A 13,487-nucleotide genomic window follows, 5' to 3' on the forward strand; every position below is an offset into this window, starting at 1 on the left:
TTTTCAGACGGCCTTTGATTATTTGTGCAAACCGCATTCCTTACTGTCTTTGCTTTCCCACCACCATCGTCCGGCGCGGATATTTTCGCCCAGCTTGACCGGACGCGTGCAGGGTTCGCACCCGATGCTGGGATAGCCCTGATGATACAGCGCATTGAGCGGAACTTGGTGCTCGTGCGCATATGCCCAAACATCCTGCTCTTCCCAATCGAAAATAGGATTGAATTTGGCGATGTTGCGGCCTGTATCCTGCTCTTCAAAATTCAATTCGCTGCGCGTTTCGGACTGGCTGCGGCGTTGTCCGGTCAGCCATGCGGGGGCGTTGTGCAAAGCGCGGTTGAGCGGTTCGATTTTGCGGATATGGCAGCAACGGCGGCGCAACTCGACGCTGTCGTACATGGCGGTCGTGCCGAATTCAGCTTCAAATTCATCGGCGGTTTGCCGGTTGGGATAAAACACTTCCAATTCGGTTTGATAACGCGCATTGGTTTCGGCAATCAGCGCGGCGGTTTCGGGATTGAGTTTGCCCGTATTGAGCGTAATGATGCGGATGGGCAGTTTAAGACGGCAAACGGCATCGGTAATAACCATATCTTCAACCGCAAGGCTGGATGCGAACACGGCTTGCGGATAGCGCGCGGCAATGTCTTGCAAACGGCGCTCCAAAGCAGCCACCAACTCAGGCAGGCGGCGGCGTTCGGCATCATTGGTTTCGGGAATTTTCCAAAATTGAGGACGGAATAAAGACATGGCTGGTTGTTCCTAATAATTTTCAGACGGCCTGTTGAAACGGCTGTCGATATGGTTATGGAACGATATTGTCCTGCGCCCTATCTTCAAACGGAAAGAATGCTTTTCTATTTCTTTATAACCAAAGCGTCTGCTGCTGGTTTTTCGGCAGCAAATGACTCACGCCGATGCCGATCAGGCGGAAGGCGTCTTCGCGTTGCGGCGGTATGCGTTGCAGCAAAGTATGCGCCGCCTGAAGCAGCGAGGCACTGTCGGGAAGGACGGAAGAATACGTCAGCGAACGCGTGATAATGCGGAAATCGTGGGTTTTGAGTTTGAGGGTAACGCCTTTGGCTTCGACGTTTTTGCGTTCGATTTGTCGCCAGAGATCTTCGGCAAGGTGCGGCAAATGGCTTGAAGCCTGCGCCAGAGACAAATCTTCGGGCAAAGTGATTTCGGTTGAGATTTGCAGGCGTTCGCGTTCGGCTTTGACCGGCCGCTCGTCGATACCGCGTGCCAAATCATAAAGGCGGTAGCCGTAGCGGCCGAAATGGTTTAAAAGTTCGCCGCGCTCAAAACGGCGCAAATCGCCGGCAGTCTGCATACCGAGGGCGTTCATCTTTTTCAGCGTAACTTTGCCGACACCGGGAATCTTACCCAACGGCAGGCTCTCCAAAAACGCCATGATTTTGGGCGGCGGCAGCACAAACTGTCCGTTTGGCTTGCGCCAGTCGGACGCGATTTTAGCCAAAAACTTATTGGGCGCGATGCCTGCGGAAGCAGTCAAACCGGTTTCTTCAAAAATTTCGGCGCGAATGCGTTTGGCCACCTCGCTGGCGTACGGGATATTTTTAAAATTTTGAGTAACATCCAAATAAGCTTCGTCCAAAGACAAAGGCTCGATCAAATCGGTATAACGCCGAAACACGGCATGAATCTGCGCCGACACTTGGCGGTACAAATCGAAATGCGGCGGTACAAACACCGCCTGCGGACACAGCCTTTTCGCCGTCGCTACCGACATGGCCGAGTGCAAACCGAATTTGCGCGCTTCATAAGAAGCGGCACAAATGACCGACCGCGTACCGTCCCACGCCACAACGACGGGCAGCCCTTTCAAGTGCGGCTGCTCGCGCAGTTCTACCGAGGCGTAGAATGCGTCCATATCGATATGGATGATTTTGCGTTGGGACATGGGAAAAGGTGGATAAGGAAAAGGCTTATTGTAACAAAAGGCCGTCTGAAATTTCAGACGGCCTCTATGTTCAAACCTTATTTTTTACCGGAAAGCTGATCAAACAATCCGCCGTCGGCAAAGAATTTTTTCATGATGTCCGACCAAGCGCCGAACTTCTCATTCGGATTAAAGGTTTCAATATCGGGGAAATCGGCTTTGTGTTTCGCCAATACTTCGGCATTGCGCGGACGCAGGTAAAGATTGGCGGCCAACTCTTGAGCCGGTTCACTCCAGAGGTTTTGCAGATAGGCTTCGGCAGCGGCTCGTGTGCCTTTTTTGTCGACCACACTGTCCACGACGGCAACCGGCGCTTCGGAAAGAATGGTGTAGCTTGGATAGACGATTTCAAATTGGTCTTGGGTCAGCTTTTTGCTGACGTAGTTGGCCTCATTTTCAAAGGTAACCAAGACATCTCCGATATGGCGTTGGCTGAAGGTCGTCGTTGCCGCGCGGCCGCCGTTTTCAAACACAGGCGTGTTTTTCAACAATGCGGCCACAAAGTCTTTGGTTTTGCCTTCATCGCCGTTGTTGACTTTCAAGCCGTAGCCGTACGCACCTAAAAAGGCGTAGCGGCCGTTACCAGTGGTTTTCGGATTGGCCAAAACGATTTGCACGCCGTCTTTAGCCAAATCGCCCCAGTCTTGGATGTGTTTCGGATTACCTTTGCGTACCAAGAAAACGACGTTGCTGGTATAAGGCACGGCATTGTCCGGCAGGCGCGTGTTCCAATCGTCTTTAATCAGGCCTTTTTTCACCAAAAGCTCGATATCGGAAGTCTGGTTCATGGTCACTACATCAGCAGCCAAACCGTTGGCGACAGCCAAAGCCTGCTTGCTGGAGCCGCCGTGCGACTGTTGGACTTCAACCGTCTGTCCGCCGTTTTTTGCGGCAAACTCTTTGACAAATAACGGATTGTATTCTTTATAAAAATCGCGGGCGACATCGTAGGAAACATTCAGCAATTTGACTTCGCCCCCCTTACCTCCGGCAGCTTGAGAAGCATTGTCGGCGGATTGTTCGGCTTTTGGCGAGCACGCGCTCAAAGCCAGCGCGGCGGTCAATGCGGCAAAAGAAAGCGTACGGATATTCATGGTCGGCTCCTGTTAAAAATATGGGAGCACTTTATCGGGATTGGATGCAAACTGGAAATAATGTTTGCTTTCACGTTTATCAGTTTTGGTTATATACAATCCGGGCGGAAATCGGGAAAAAATGCCCACCCAGATAAACATCACAATAAACTATATATAAATTAATTAGATAAAGATTAAAGTTGCTATTTATACAGGATAAACATACGTTGCAAACAGCATTACCCAATACGTCAGGCCGTCTGAAAACCCAATATAAATAATTATTTATAATTAAAAAATATAGTTCTTATTATTTACAAAAAATGCAAATAAGAGTAATGTTTCTACTCGCCAAAATACAAGGCCTTTCATTCAACAACAAAATGGAGTGTAGAAACTATGAAACAGTGGATGCTTTTAGGATTGCTGGGATTGGGCGCAGCGGCGCAGGCGCACGATGTTTGGGTGGCCGCACCGGCACATCAGCCTGCCGGTAAAATCCTGCATGCGGATTTGGGTTACAGCCACGACTTCCCCAATGTCGAAAAAATCGCCGACGACCGCGTGCATATTTTCAAACCGCTGCAATTGACCGACAGCTCAAAGAAAACCGTTGATTTGGTGAATAAGGGCGAAAACTATCAATACGTTTCCAAAGCCGCCCTGCCCGCAGGCTCCTACTGGGTCAGCGCAACCTACAAACCGACTTTCTGGTCGAAAAACCAAGACGGCTGGAAACAGCAAACCTTGAAACAGCTGGCCGGTGCCACCTATTGCGAACAATCGCAAATGTTCGGCAAGAGTTTCGTCCACGTGGGCAACGGCGCAGTCGATGAAGCGGTATTGACCCGCCCTATCGGCCAAGAGCTGGAACTGGTTCCGCTGAAAAATCCGAACGCAGTCAAAGCCGGCGGTATTTTGCCGGTCAAAGTCCTGTACAAAGGCGAGCCTTTGGTTAAAGCCACTGTTACCGCCAGCTCCGACACTTTGGCCGAAATGGACTTGGAATCAACCCATGACCACCGCGAGCCTCAAGGCTTCTCCGGCAAAACCGATAAAAACGGCGTGGTCAATGTGATTACGCTGATTGACGGTTTGTGGAAAATCAAAGTGGTGAACGAGACCGATTACAGCGATAAAAGCGTATGTCAGAAAGACAATACTTACGCAACGCTGATTGTGCCTGTCGGTACCAAACGCGCGGCTGCACGCCATGCCCACCATCATCAACATTAACAACCATTAAAAAAAGGCCGTCTGAACTTTCAGACGGCCTTTATTTATTCTAATTCATAACCCAAATTTCTAAAAAAACGGGATAATGTTTCCAACTCATCACCATTTAATTGGGCAAAACGGACACGGTTGCAGCCGGTCAAAGCCACACTGCCCGTCCAGTGCGCCCCAAAGACGCGCTCTAAAGGGACATTCCTCATTCGATTGATAAACGGTACTTCTGAAGAAAATTGTGTCGCAATATTCGGAGGCGCGAATTTCAGACCCAAGTCCTGCAATCTATAACGGTGTTGCGCCGTCAAAAACATATCCTCGTGGTGCAGCCGCACCAGCCATTCCATACCGGCCATTTTCCCGTCTTTCGGCGGCAAAGGCGGCCGGATTTCTACATTTAGGCCCAGTTGCCGAGGCATGGTTAAAAGCCGCTTGCTGCGCAGGCTGAAACCGCCGTTCTGCGGCTCGTCCAAATTCGGGGAAGTCTGAATCAGATGCTGTTTGGCCAAATATTGGTCGGTCCCCTTCAGGAAAAACTGCCCGTCGGCTTCGGTTTCCAACAAAATCGGCAAAGGTGCGCCGATGTAGTCATATTCCCGATAGGCATCCTGCCAGTTTTGACCGTTCAACACCCAGCCGTCATTTTGAACAATCAAACAATAATCGGTTTCGATGTAATACATCAGTTGGTACAAAACAAACAGATTGTATTCCAGATAACCGAATGGCCGGCAAGGCTGATGCAGGATATTTTCCGGCAAACCTTGCGGACGGCTCGGGCTGATCAGCAATCCGCTGCTTCCGGGCAATTCGGCGCAACTGCGGGCAACGGCGTACATCGTGCCCTCGGTATAAGAATCTGCGCCGGTAATACCCACCACGGTAATGTCAGCAAAACTCATTATATGTTTCCCCTGTTTCAGACGGCCTTTGCCTTGTTTACGACACCTTGTTGCAGATTTCTTTCAAACGGTACAAGGCATCCAAGGCTTCGCGCGGCGTGAGGTTGTCGGGCTGGATTTGCGCCAACGCTTCGGCCAATTCATTGGTCTGCAAATTATCAATAGGCTCAACTTCTTGTGCTTTCCCTTCCTCATCTTCCCTATTTTCAGACGGCATGGCGCTGAAAATATCCAACTGCGGACGGTTGGCGGCGGCTTGGTTTTCCAAATCGTTTAAATGCTTTTGAGCCGCTTTCAAAGCACGGTTGGGCAGGCCGGCGAGTTTGGCGACGGCGATACCGTAGCTTTTGCTGGCGGGGCCGGGTTCGATGTGGTGGAGGAAGACGATGTCTTGTCCTTGTTCGAGCGCGGAGAGGTGCATATTGACTGCCGTTGCGTGGGCTTCAGGCAGGCGGGTCAGCTCGAAATAGTGGGTGGCAAAGAGGCTGAAGGATTTGTTTTTTTGCAGCAGGTGTTCGGCGATGGCGTGCGCAAGGGCGAGGCCGTCAAAGGTGGAGGTGCCGCGACCGACTTCGTCCATGAGGACGAGGGATTGGTCGGTGGCGTGGTGGAGGATGTAGGCGGTTTCGCTCATTTCGACCATGAAGGTAGAGCGGTTGGAGGCGAGGTCGTCGGAGGCGCCGATACGGGTGAAGATTTGGTCGATGGGGCCGATTTGAGCTGAATCGGCAGGGACGAAGCTGCCGGTGTGCGCCATGAGGACGATGTGGGCGACTTGGCGCATGTAGGTGGATTTGCCGCCCATGTTGGGGCCGGTCAGGAGCATGAGGCGGTGTTTGTGGTCGAGGCGGGTGTGGTTGGCGGTGAAGTGGCGCACTTGTTGCTCGACGACGGGATGGCGGCCGTTTTCGATATGGATAATGGGGTAGTCGGCGAACTCAGGACAAACGAAGCCGCGTTCGGCGGCGGTGGCGGCGAAGGTGGAGAGTACGTCCAGCGCAGCGGCGGCTTTTGCTGCTTTTTGAAGCTGTGGAAGGGTCGTCTGAATGTCTTTGAGCAGGGCTTCAAACAGGCGTTTCTCCAATGCCAATGCCTGCTCTTGCGCGGTCAGGACTTTGTCTTCGAAGGTTTTGAGTTCGGGGGTGATGAAGCGTTCGGCGTTTTTGAGGGTCTGGCGGCGTTGGTAGTCGGCGGGGGCTTGTTCGGCCTGGACTTTGGATAGCTCGATGTAGAAGCCGTGGACGCGGTTGAACTCGACTTTGAGGGTGGAAAGGCCGGTGAGTTCGCGTTCGCGCGCTTCGAGGTCGAGCAGGAATTCGTCGCCGTGGTTTTGGATGTGGCGTAACTCGTCGAGTTCTGCGCAATAGCCTTGGTTGATGACGCCGCCGTCTTTGAGCCAGACGGCGGGTTCGGGCATCACGGCGGCTTTGAGGGTTTCGGCGACGGGCAGGGTTTCGGGGAAAACGGCTTTGAGGGTTTCTAAGAGACTGTTGCCCTCGGCGGACAGTTCGATTTCGGACAGGGCAAACAGGCTGTCGCGCAGGGCGGCGAGGTCGCGCGGGCGGGCGTTGCCGACGGCGATGCGGGCGGCGATGCGTTCGATGTCCGCGATGTTTTTCAGACGGCCTTGCAGGGTTTCGTATTGCGAACCCAGCGCGGCAACGGCTTCTTGGCGGGCGCGGATGTGGGCGCGGCTGCGTAAGGGGTGGTGCAGCCAGAGTGCCAAGAGGCGGCTGCCCATGTGGGTGGCGCAGCCGTCGAGTATGGAAAACAGGGTCGGCGATTTTTTGCCGGAGAGGGTTTGCGTGATTTCGAGATTGCGGCGCGTGGCGGCGTCCATGCCGATATATTGGCTGTCGGTTTCGAGCGAAATGCCGTCGAGGTGTTGCGGCATCAGGTTTTGCGTCAGGCGGATGTAGTTCAACAACGCGCCCGCCGCGCCGACGGCGGCTTCGTGTTCTTTGCCGTCCAAACCGAAGCCGTGCAGGTCTTGGCAGCCGAAGTATTCGGTCAACAATTTCGCGCCGGCGTCGGCGGCAAACTGCCATGAGTTCAGGCGCGTGATGTTGGCAGAGGTTGCCTGAAAACCGTCAGGCAGGCTTTTGCCTTCGGGCAACAGGATTTCCGCCGCCTGCAAACGCGCCAGCTCGTCGGCGAGTTTGTCCGCCGTCGTCAGCTTGGTTTTGAATTCGCCGCTTTGCAAAGAAGCCCATGCAATGGCAACGTTTTTCTTGTCTGCATTTACCGCCACAATGCGGTTGGTTTCCTTGTCTTCCAAAAACGCCGCGTCGGTCAGCGTGCCGGGCGTTACGATGCGCACGACTTTGCGCTCCACCGGCCCTTTGCCCGCACCGACTTCGCCCACCTGCTCGCACACCGCCACGCTTTTGCCCATCTTTACCAGTCGCGCCAGATACTGCTCCGCCGCGTGAAACGGCACGCCCGCCATCTTAATCGGCACGCCGTCCATCTGCCCGCGCGTGGTCAGGGTGATGTCCAGCAGCTTCGCCGCTTCCACCGCATCATCCAAAAACAACTCGTAGAAGTCGCCCATACGGTAAAACACCAGCTTGTCGGCGTGTTGCGATTTGATGGCGAGATACTGCTGCATCATCGGGGAAACGGTGGGTTTGGACATGGAAAAGCCTTAGAAATGCAAAAGCGTTATTGTAACAAAAGGCCGTCTGAAAAACAGGTTTCAGACGGCCTTTAACAGCAGCTTGGTTTTAAGCCAAAGCCACTTCCAAATTATCAATCAGGCGCGTGGTACCCAAACGGGCGGCGGCAAGCACCACCAATTCTTTATCGCCGACATGAGCTACTGCCAAGCTGTGTGCATGGCGGATTTCAACGTAATCAACCACCCAGCCGGCGTCGGTCAAACGGCGGATACATTCGGCCTCGAGTTGGGCGTAATCCAGATTGCCGTTTTTCAAGGCGGTGGCAATGTTTTGCAACTCTTGATAGAGGCGGGGCGCTTCTGCACGCTCTGCTTCGCTCAAATATTGGTTGCGGCTGGAAAGTGCCAGGCCGTCTGAAGCGCGGCCGGTATCGACCGGGACGATTTCGATATTGAAATTCAAGTCTTCGACAAAGCCTTTGATAATCGCCAGCTGCTGATAGTCTTTTTTGCCGAAACAGGCGGTATCGGGTTGAACAATGTTGAACAACTTGGTCACAACGGTCGCAACGCCGCGGAAATGGCCCGGACGGAATTTGCCGCACAATTCATTTTGCAGGTGCGGAGGCTCGACATTGAAACGCTGTTCCACATTCGGATACAGCTCTTTTTCATCAGGCGCAAACACGACGGCAACGCCCTCGCCTGCCAATTTGTCGGCATCTTGCTGCAAAGTACGCGGATATTTGTCGAAATCCTCGCCTTGTCCGAATTGCAGGCGGTTGACAAAAATACTGACCACAACGTTATCGGCACGTTTTTTCGCTTCGCGCACCAGCGCAAGATGGCCTTCGTGCAGATTGCCCATGGTCGGTACAAATGCCACTTTTCCGGCAGTTTTGCGCCACTCGCGCAATTCTTTAATCGTATGAATAATTTGCATGGTTTGAAAAATCCTTTATCTTTTCCGCCGTTTCATCAACGGAAATCACGCGCCGATTATACGCTTTTATTCATCAAAAAGGCCGTCTGAAATAAGTTTCAGACGGCCTGGAGTTTATTTTATCCGGCAAACGTATGTTCGACAGATGGGAACGTTTTTGCTTTGACTTCATTCACATAGGCTTTGACCGCAGCTTGAACGCTGTCTTTGCCCTGCATAAAGTTTTTCACGAATTTTGCGGTTTTACCGGGGAAAATGCCGAGCATATCGTGCATCACCAAAACCTGACCGTCGCAATCCACGCCTGCGCCAATACCGATGGTCGGGCAAGAAACTGTCTCGGTTACTTTTTTCGCCAACTCTGCAGGAACGCATTCCATCAATACGATTGCCGCACCTGCCGCATCATGCGCTTTAGCGTCGTTGAGCAACGCTTCCGCCTTGTCGCCTCGGCCTTGAACTTTATAGCCGCCGAATGCAAACACGGATTGCGGGGTCAGGCCGATGTGGGCGCAAACAGGAATACCGCGCATTTGCAGAAATTCAGTGGTCTCCGCCATCCAGACACCGCCTTCGAGCTTGACCATATGCGCACCGGCCGCCATCAACTCTGCCGCTGCTGCAAATGCCTGCTCTTTGCTCTGCTGATACGCGCCAAACGGCAAGTCGCTGACAATCATGGCATTTTTAGTGCCGCGAGCCACACATTCAGTGTGGTAGCACATATCCTGCAAGCTCACCGGCAAAGTGGACTGACGACCTTGCACCGCCATACCCAAAGAATCGCCGACCAGCAATACATCCACGCCGGCATTGTCCATCAGCGCGGCAAAGCTGGATTCATAAGCGGTCAGCATAGCGATTTTCTCGCCCTCTGCTTTCATTTTTTGCAAAGTGTTTACGGTAATCATGGTGTTTTGTGTGTTCCGCCCGACGGGCAGCCCTTTGTTGTAATGGAAACGCGGTATTATAAGGTCTGCTTTTAAAATATCAAAGCATAAGCAAAAAGCCCGACTGCTTTCACAATCGGGCTTTTAATTGGTGCCGGCACCAAGAGTCGAACTCGGGACCCCCTGATTACAAGTCAGGTGCTCTACCAACTGAGCTATACCGGCTTACTGAAATGCCTTGCAGCACCATCAGTCTTTAACTGGTGCCGGCACCAAGAGTCGAACTCGGGACCCCCTGATTACAAGTCAGGTGCTCTACCAACTGAGCTATACCGGCAAGGAAGTCGGCATTATGCCGATAAGTTCCCATCTTGGCAAGCATTTTCAAACAAAGTTACTCACGAAATTATAAAAACCAATGATTTTAAAGAAAATTAAATACACACCTTATCTTTCCATCCAACACGCAAAAAGGCCGTCTGAAAACCGCCCCAGCGCAAAACATCATGGTTTCTGTTAAAATAACGCCTTCTACATCTTTCCATCTTTGCCCATGCCGCCCCGCCATCCTTACCGCCGCCTGCGCCCTGCCAAATCCCATCTGCCCGAAGTCGGCATTTCCGAAGAAGGCAATATCCGTTCCCTGCACTTGGGCAGCGACACCATCCAAAGCTCCATGAATGTCGATCATCCGTCCGAGCTGGTGTTGTCGTACAGCCGCGCCATGATGGGTTGGCTGCTGTTTGCAGAAACCCCGCCCAAACACATCACCCAAATCGGCTTGGGCGGCGGCTCGTTTGCCCGTTGGATAGACAGCTACCTGCCCGATACCAAGCAAACCGCCATTGACATCAATCCGCAAGTCATCGCCGTGGCGCGCAGCCTGTTTGAATTGCCGCACGAAGGTGAAAATTTTGAAATTATCGAGGCAGATGGCGCAGAATATATTAAAGTGTTCCGCCACAATACCGATGTAATTTTGGTAGATGGTTTTGACGGCGAACAGATTATCGATGCTTTGGTGGAAGAGCCCTTCTTCCAAGACTGCCGCAATGCCCTCTCCCCCGACGGCGTATTTGTCACCAACTGGTGGAGCGGTGACCAGCGTTATCAACGCTTTGTCGAACGCCTGCTCAACTCCTTTGACGGCCGCGTGCTCGAGCTGCCTGCCGAAAGCCACGGCAACGTTGCAGTCATGGCGTTCCAAAGTAACCCTAAAGAACAAAATCTCGACAACCTGAAAAAACGCGCCGAAAAATTAAGCGAAAAATACGGCTTGGACTTCAAACGGATGCTTGCCAATTTGAAAGCCAACAATCAAAACAACGGCAAGAATTTTTATCTATAAACCGTTTCAGGCCGTCTAAAAAAACAAACAAGGACACACTCATGCTCAAACCCGACATCATTCAAATCCCCGGTCCGGCCGGTTTGCTGGAAACCATCTACCTGCCAAGCACACAAGAATCCGCCCGCGGCGTTGCCGTCATCAACCACCCCAATCCCCTGCAAGGCGGCACCAACACCAACAAAGTCATCCAAACCGCCGCCAAAGCCCTCAGCCAACTCGGCTTCCATTGCTACCTGCCCAATTTGCGCGGCGTAGGCAATAGCGAAGGCGAGCACGACTACGGCCGCGGCGAAACGCAAGACTGCATTGCCGTTATAGACTACGCCCGTGCGCAACATCCTGACGCGCCGCAATTCGTCCTAGCCGGTTTCTCATTCGGCGGCTACGTTTCCACCTTTGCCGCACAAGCGCGCACGCCTGATTTACTGTTGCTGATGGGCGCCGCCGTCCATCACTACACCGACCGCCCGGAACCATCCAACGTTCCCGATGTCGCCAAAACATTGATGATTCATGGCGCAGAAGACGAAGTCGTCGAAATCAACAAAGCCCTGACATGGGCAGAACCACAAGGCCTGCCTGTTGTAACCATTGCCGGTTCGTCCCACTTCTTCCACGGCAAACTCATCGTTTTGCGCGATACGATTACACGGTTTGCACCGGCTTTATTAGGTTAAAATCCGGCTGCAAAATAAAACAAGGCCGTCTGAAAGCTTTTTCAGACGGCCTTGTTTGTATGAAACCTTATTATCTAAATATCAGGCTCAAGTATTCAGAAATCCATCAAGGATTTTCTGCTTAACATATCAATTCTGAGTCAACCAATACTGCAAACCAATCAAAGTCTTACCATCTTTGATTTCATCGTTTGCCAATGCATTGCGCACCTCTTCCTTGCTCATCAGGACGGTTTCTGTAATTTCATCCTCATCGTTGCTTAACTCGCTGCCCAAACGCACGCCTTGCGCTTGGTAGAGATACATTTTTTCATCGCAAAAACCGACTGCGGTGTAAAAGGTGTACAACAGTTTGACACTGTCGGCGACATATGGCGTTTCTTCCGCCAACTCACGCAAAGCGCATTCGGCAGGATCTTCATCCGCCACATCCAATTTACCCGCCGGCAATTCCAACGTCGCCTGATCGGCGGCATAACGCCATTGGCGCACCAAAACAACTTTACCGTCTTCCGTTTCCGCCAATACACACGCAGCACCCGGATGACGGATCACAACCCGTTGGCTTTCGTTGCCGTTAGGCAGGCGCACCCGATCGCGGCTGATGGTAACAAAAGAACCTTCGTAGATTGGCTCGCTGCTTAATTTAGTTTCTTTCAAATCCATTTTTTACCTCATTTCCAAATTATTAAATATCAAAGGCCGTCTGAAATTTTACAGAAATAAACTCAGAGGATGCCTTTTCTAATAGTTACCGCTGATGTCGTTGTTGCAAACGCTCCGTATGTGTTCGCAGCTTTTCACTATTTGCTTGGTAGTCACTTGAAGACAATACAGCAACTATTGCCTCTACCTCATGAGGAAGCAATAAGGCCGTCTGAAAATTCTTAATATAAGCCGCCGCCTGCCTAATACGGCAAACATTTGGTGGCATTTTCGATTTCAACTCACAATCACCTAAGAAAACTACCATTGAATGAAACTTCTCATCAGGAAATTGCAATAGTTCTGACAATGCTTTGATATGAGCATAATTCTGACGCAACGGGTTTTGGAAATAATGTTTCTGTTTATAGATGATTTGCGTCCATTTAGATTGCTTTTCACTACCAAAAATCCAACCTGTGTAATTTTTAGTTTCTATCACAAATATCCCAAAAATTGAGACATAAATATGATCAATTTGTGTCGTACCATCTCGAGATGGAATAATTAAATCGTGAAACTCAAAATAAGTTTTCTCATCTAAATTTTTTCCAATTACAGAACGAACTGCTATTTCCCCCATGCTTCCCTTTATTTTAGGATTTCTCAACAGTGCTTTGAATAAAAGCAAAGGAATAATGATTAGAAAAATCCAAAATAAACCTGACATACTTCCCAATATTTGTTCAATCATGACGTTTTCTTTTTTATTTAAAACTAAAAATTTATATATTTATGGTTTATTCCCGAGTGCGTTCAATTTCAATACCGACCTGCGCTACATCGGGCAAGATACCCGGTTTCACAATACGGACGCGCACTTTGGCCGCACCAAAATCATTTAAAATCAATTGGGCGATATGTTCCACCAAAGTTTCCAGCAGTAAAAAATCCTGTTCGGCAAGGCTGCGGCGTACAACTTCGCATACTTCGCCATAATGAATGGTGTCTCCGATATCGTCGCTCGTGCCGGTACGCTCGGGAACGCTGATTTCCAAATCCAAAATCAAAGTCTGTTTACGCTCGCGCTCCCAATCATATACGCCGATTAAAGTATCGGCCTTCATGCCGTACAAAAAGATTTTATCCATTTACCTGTCCGTTTTTTTGATAGAATAACCGTTCCCATT

At 51.1% G+C, this 13,487-nt stretch carries 13 protein-coding genes and 2 tRNA genes; 3 read left to right on the forward strand and 12 right to left on the reverse strand.

What is annotated here, in order from left to right; translation table 11 throughout:
* Window positions 1–18: 18 nt before the first annotated feature.
* The 3 genes from FOC66_RS04805 to FOC66_RS04815 all read right to left on the reverse strand — a co-directional run bounded on the left by FOC66_RS04805 (window position 19) and on the right by FOC66_RS04815 (window position 3,051).
* Entirely contained in the window at window positions 19–750 is a 732-nt protein-coding gene (locus FOC66_RS04805; RefSeq protein WP_003747188.1) for a phosphoadenylyl-sulfate reductase, read from the reverse strand.
* Between the two features lie 115 nt (window positions 751–865).
* Complete coding sequence (gene dinB / locus FOC66_RS04810; RefSeq protein WP_003747190.1) at window positions 866–1,924, reverse strand: DNA polymerase IV; 1,059 nt, start codon at window positions 1,922–1,924, stop codon at window positions 866–868.
* Window positions 1,925–2,001: 77 nt separating this feature from the next.
* Entirely contained in the window at window positions 2,002–3,051 is a 1,050-nt protein-coding gene (locus tag FOC66_RS04815) for a sulfate ABC transporter substrate-binding protein (RefSeq protein ID WP_172884833.1), read from the reverse strand.
* A gap of 387 nt (window positions 3,052–3,438) precedes the next feature.
* Here FOC66_RS04815 and FOC66_RS04820 point away from each other — a divergent pair, with 387 nt between their 5' ends.
* On the forward strand, window positions 3,439–4,275 hold the full coding sequence (locus tag FOC66_RS04820; RefSeq protein ID WP_003747194.1) for a DUF4198 domain-containing protein: 837 nt from the start codon (window positions 3,439–3,441) through the stop codon (window positions 4,273–4,275).
* A 44-nt stretch (window positions 4,276–4,319) separates the two neighbouring features.
* On the opposite strand, the gene FOC66_RS04825 is transcribed toward FOC66_RS04820, so the two are convergent.
* The 6 genes from FOC66_RS04825 to FOC66_RS04850 form a co-directional block, all read right to left on the reverse strand.
* Entirely contained in the window at window positions 4,320–5,171 is an 852-nt protein-coding gene (locus FOC66_RS04825; protein WP_003747195.1) for a DUF5672 family protein, read from the reverse strand.
* A 37-nt stretch (window positions 5,172–5,208) separates the two neighbouring features.
* Window positions 5,209–7,809: a DNA mismatch repair protein MutS gene (gene mutS / locus FOC66_RS04830; RefSeq protein WP_003747197.1), complete on the reverse strand. Its 2,601-nt coding sequence runs from the start codon at window positions 7,807–7,809 to the stop codon at window positions 5,209–5,211.
* 88 nt (window positions 7,810–7,897) lie between these two features.
* On the reverse strand, window positions 7,898–8,734 hold the full coding sequence (gene panC, locus FOC66_RS04835) for a pantoate--beta-alanine ligase (protein ID WP_003747200.1): 837 nt from the start codon (window positions 8,732–8,734) through the stop codon (window positions 7,898–7,900).
* A 119-nt stretch (window positions 8,735–8,853) separates the two neighbouring features.
* On the reverse strand, window positions 8,854–9,645 hold the full coding sequence (gene panB / locus FOC66_RS04840; protein ID WP_003747202.1) for a 3-methyl-2-oxobutanoate hydroxymethyltransferase: 792 nt from the start codon (window positions 9,643–9,645) through the stop codon (window positions 8,854–8,856).
* 128 nt (window positions 9,646–9,773) lie between these two features.
* Window positions 9,774–9,849, reverse strand: a tRNA-Thr gene (locus FOC66_RS04845).
* A 36-nt stretch (window positions 9,850–9,885) separates the two neighbouring features.
* A tRNA-Thr gene (locus FOC66_RS04850) sits at window positions 9,886–9,961 on the reverse strand.
* Window positions 9,962–10,177: 216 nt separating this feature from the next.
* Here FOC66_RS04850 and FOC66_RS04855 point away from each other — a divergent pair.
* On the forward strand, window positions 10,178–10,972 hold the full coding sequence (locus FOC66_RS04855) for a polyamine aminopropyltransferase (protein WP_003747205.1): 795 nt from the start codon (window positions 10,178–10,180) through the stop codon (window positions 10,970–10,972).
* A 41-nt stretch (window positions 10,973–11,013) separates the two neighbouring features.
* A complete protein-coding gene (locus FOC66_RS04860; RefSeq protein ID WP_003747207.1) occupies window positions 11,014–11,652 on the forward strand; it encodes an alpha/beta hydrolase in 639 nt (212 codons plus the stop codon).
* A 129-nt stretch (window positions 11,653–11,781) separates the two neighbouring features.
* Here FOC66_RS04860 and FOC66_RS04865 read toward each other — a convergent pair whose 3' ends face one another.
* The 3 genes from FOC66_RS04865 to folB all read right to left on the reverse strand — a co-directional run bounded on the left by FOC66_RS04865 (window position 11,782) and on the right by folB (window position 13,448).
* Window positions 11,782–12,318: an NUDIX hydrolase gene (locus FOC66_RS04865; protein ID WP_003747210.1), complete on the reverse strand. Its 537-nt coding sequence runs from the start codon at window positions 12,316–12,318 to the stop codon at window positions 11,782–11,784.
* Between the two features lie 85 nt (window positions 12,319–12,403).
* On the reverse strand, window positions 12,404–13,051 hold the full coding sequence (locus FOC66_RS04870; RefSeq protein ID WP_003747212.1) for a nuclease-related domain-containing protein: 648 nt from the start codon (window positions 13,049–13,051) through the stop codon (window positions 12,404–12,406).
* Between the two features lie 46 nt (window positions 13,052–13,097).
* Window positions 13,098–13,448, reverse strand: coding sequence for a dihydroneopterin aldolase (gene folB, locus FOC66_RS04875; protein ID WP_003747214.1), 351 nt, complete (start codon window positions 13,446–13,448; stop codon window positions 13,098–13,100).
* Window positions 13,449–13,487 lie beyond the last annotated feature (39 nt).

It is taken from the genome of Neisseria mucosa, from assembly GCF_013267835.1.
Lineage (GTDB): Bacteria > Pseudomonadota > Gammaproteobacteria > Burkholderiales > Neisseriaceae > Neisseria.

Coding starts and splice junctions, on each gene's coding strand:
- FOC66_RS04865 (WP_003747210.1), bottom strand. CDS start 12,318: ATGGATTTGAAAGAAACTAAATTAAGCAGCGAGCCAATCTACGAAGGT.
- FOC66_RS04805 (WP_003747188.1), bottom strand. CDS start 750: ATGTCTTTATTCCGTCCTCAATTTTGGAAAATTCCCGAAACCAATGAT.
- FOC66_RS04855 (WP_003747205.1), top strand. CDS start 10,178: ATGCCGCCCCGCCATCCTTACCGCCGCCTGCGCCCTGCCAAATCCCAT.
- FOC66_RS04820 (WP_003747194.1), top strand. CDS start 3,439: ATGAAACAGTGGATGCTTTTAGGATTGCTGGGATTGGGCGCAGCGGCG.
- folB (WP_003747214.1), bottom strand. CDS start 13,448: ATGGATAAAATCTTTTTGTACGGCATGAAGGCCGATACTTTAATCGGC.
- dinB (WP_003747190.1), bottom strand. CDS start 1,924: ATGTCCCAACGCAAAATCATCCATATCGATATGGACGCATTCTACGCC.
- FOC66_RS04870 (WP_003747212.1), bottom strand. CDS start 13,051: ATGATTGAACAAATATTGGGAAGTATGTCAGGTTTATTTTGGATTTTT.
- mutS (WP_003747197.1), bottom strand. CDS start 7,809: ATGTCCAAACCCACCGTTTCCCCGATGATGCAGCAGTATCTCGCCATC.
- panC (WP_003747200.1), bottom strand. CDS start 8,734: ATGCAAATTATTCATACGATTAAAGAATTGCGCGAGTGGCGCAAAACT.
- FOC66_RS04860 (WP_003747207.1), top strand. CDS start 11,014: ATGCTCAAACCCGACATCATTCAAATCCCCGGTCCGGCCGGTTTGCTG.
- panB (WP_003747202.1), bottom strand. CDS start 9,645: ATGATTACCGTAAACACTTTGCAAAAAATGAAAGCAGAGGGCGAGAAA.
- FOC66_RS04825 (WP_003747195.1), bottom strand. CDS start 5,171: ATGAGTTTTGCTGACATTACCGTGGTGGGTATTACCGGCGCAGATTCT.